Source organism: Pseudescherichia vulneris (genome assembly GCF_902164725.1).
Taxonomy (GTDB): Bacteria; Pseudomonadota; Gammaproteobacteria; order Enterobacterales; family Enterobacteriaceae; genus Pseudescherichia; species Pseudescherichia vulneris.
Genome location: NZ_LR607338.1, coordinates 134,273 through 134,798 on the forward strand (window position 1 = coordinate 134,273; position 526 = coordinate 134,798).

The 526-nt window shown below is 56.3% G+C and carries 2 protein-coding genes; both read left to right on the forward strand.

Annotation, left to right across the window (positions count from 1 at the left end; all coding sequences use genetic code 11):
* The first annotated feature begins 46 nt into the window (after positions 1–46).
* On the forward strand, positions 47–262 hold the full coding sequence (locus FN633_RS00625; protein WP_053271627.1) for a class II holin family protein: 216 nt from the start codon (positions 47–49) through the stop codon (positions 260–262).
* Positions 262–526, forward strand: a 265-nt coding sequence (locus FN633_RS00630; protein WP_154058776.1) for a glycoside hydrolase family protein, incomplete at its 3' end; no start/stop codon positions are given. The genes FN633_RS00625 and FN633_RS00630, both read left to right, overlap by 1 nt.

The following is a 526-nucleotide window of genomic DNA, read 5'->3' on the forward strand; positions in this document are numbered from 1 at the left end:
GATCCCTTACTACATACAGCACCCCGACCAAATCGGAGGTGAGAGCATGTTACGCATGGAAAAATTAACCACTGGCATCGCCTACGGAGCCTCAGCGACCAACGCTGGTTATTGGAGTCTCCAGCTGCTCGACCAGGTATCACCATCGCAGTGGGCGGCCATTGGTGTGCTCGGCAGCTTGGTGTTCGGACTGCTGACTTATCTGACGAACCTGTATTTCAAAATCAAAGAGGACCGGCGCAAAGCCGCCAGGGGGGAATAGTGGCAAACAGATCAAAGCTTAGCGCTGCGGTACTGGGACTTGTTCTCGCCGGTGCGTCGGCTCCCGTTATTCTCGACCAGTTCCTGAACGAGAAAGAAGGCAACAGTCTGAACGCCTACCGTGACGGCTCCGGCATCTGGACAATTTGCCGTGGCGCCACGCTGGTGGATGGTAAACCGGTTCGCCAGGGCATGAAGCTGACGCAGGCCAAATGCGATCAGGTTAATGCCGTAGAACGCAACAAAGCGCTGGCCTGGGTGGAGC

What these genes read in the sequence shown, in the direction of transcription:
- FN633_RS00625 (WP_053271627.1), top strand. Translation starts at nt 47, where the DNA reads ATGTTACGCATGGAAAAATTAACCACTGGCATCGCCTACGGAGCCTCA.